2 protein-coding genes are annotated in these 1,594 nt (G+C 69.6%); one reads left to right on the top strand and one right to left on the bottom strand.

Annotated features, from left to right (window positions below; all coding sequences use genetic code 11):
• A partial coding sequence (locus CITRIK5_RS11770) for a hypothetical protein (protein ID WP_201294466.1) occupies positions 1-589 on the bottom strand: 589 nt, incomplete at its 3' end.
• Between the two features lie 158 nt (positions 590-747).
• Here CITRIK5_RS11770 and CITRIK5_RS11765 point away from each other — a divergent pair.
• Entirely contained in the window at positions 748-1,500 is a 753-nt protein-coding gene (locus tag CITRIK5_RS11765) for a hypothetical protein (protein ID WP_159833799.1), read from the top strand.
• Positions 1,501-1,594 lie beyond the last annotated feature (94 nt).

The raw sequence follows: 1,594 nt of genomic DNA, 5'->3' as shown, positions 1-1,594 counted from the left end.
GAGACCGGCCCCACGGCCGTCGCTGGCCGCCGGCCGCTGGCCGTGCGGTGTCTACAGCTGCGGCGCACTGCTGCGCCGCCTTAGCGGCTGCGGTCGCCGCCTTAGCGGCTGCGGTCGCGGCCTGCTGGGCGGCCTCGGCAGCCTTGGCTGTGCTCTGTACTGGGTTGAGGCGGGGATTCGAGGTGCTTAGATCGGTGTCTGCAAGGGTGTAGGCGCACGTGAGGATCAGGACGGAGATGCCTACGAAAAGAAGCGTCCACCAGACCCTGCCGTCTAAATCAGAGGGGGTGAGACCCTCGGGGGCGCGGGCGTGGCACAGAATGTGCGTCAGGCTGGCCCCCAGGGACACGATGGGGAACCCTGCGAGCGCGGCGGCCCAGAAGAATCCCTCTGCCCGGGGTGGGGACTCCGCCCCGTTCGCGGCACGGACCGTTGAGCGCAGCGTGATGGCCAGGATGGCGGCCACAAGCAACGTGGCGGAGACCGCCGCGAGGGTGGTCAGCGTCGTGAAGTAGGCGGCCTGCTGGGCCGCGGTCTGGGTGGCGCGAGCCGCATCTGAGGCGGCGTCTGTGGCGAGGATCGGGAGCATGCGCACCATCATTCACCACCGCCTCTAGCGACATCGGGTGTGGGGTTCAGGTTCTTTTGTCTCCCGTATTGCACCCCCTCGGGAGTGCATGTAGAGTAAGACATGTCAGCAGGGGAGCCCACCGGGGCCCCCGCCCCCGATGTCCATAGGAGGACACCATGTTCATGTTCACCGCCAAGAACCTGCTCCGTGCGCTCGACGTGGCCGCCATGCCGGCCCGCTCCGCCGATGAGATGACGCCGGTCCTCTGCCGCGTCCCGATCCGGTTCACCGACCAGGGCCTGATCGCCGTCAGCACCGACCGCTACCAGCTCGTGCGCACGCTGGCCCCCTACGTGACCGATGCCCCCGCCACCGGCGCCCCCGAGGTGCACCTGCACCGCGACGGGATCAAGATGCTGCTGCCGGTGCTCAAGGCGGCGAAGAACGGCTACGTGACCGTGGAGGCCGACGCGGCGCACCTGACCGTCACGTGCGAGGCGCAGACGATCACCCTCGAGAACCTGGCAGGGGAGGATGGGCGGGAGTACCCCCGGATCGACAGCCTGTTCCGCCTGCACCAGGGCGAGAACGTCGATCTGACGGCCGATCCGTTCATGGCCGTCAACCCGGCCTTCCTGCACAGCGTCACCACCGTGATGAAGCGCTACAGCGAGCGGAACACGGCGGTCCAGTTCTCCCTGGACCGCTCGAACCCGGCCAAGCCCGTCGCATGGATGATGGGCGACTGGGCCCACGGGGTGCTCATGCCGGTCCGCATGGATGCTCCCCGTACCCGCGACGCGGAGATGAAGAACGGCGGCGGGCTGGCGCGTCTGTTCGACGCGGTGACCCTGCCGGTGCCGGAGATGGTCACCGCGGAGCCGCAGGCGGCCATGGAGGGATCCGAGCCGGTGCCCGCGGGCGTCTGATCCCCGCCCGGGTCTGGCGGCCCCCGCTCCAGTGAAGCGGGGGCCGCGCCGCCCTCTCGCGTCCCCAGTACCGGGGGTACTGGGGGTACTGGGG

The organism is Micrococcus sp. 116 (assembly GCF_902506395.1).
Lineage (GTDB): Bacteria > Actinomycetota > Actinomycetes > Actinomycetales > Micrococcaceae > Micrococcus > Micrococcus luteus.
Note: the sequence above shows the minus strand (reverse complement) of the source record. Positions and strands in the feature narration are given on the sequence as shown.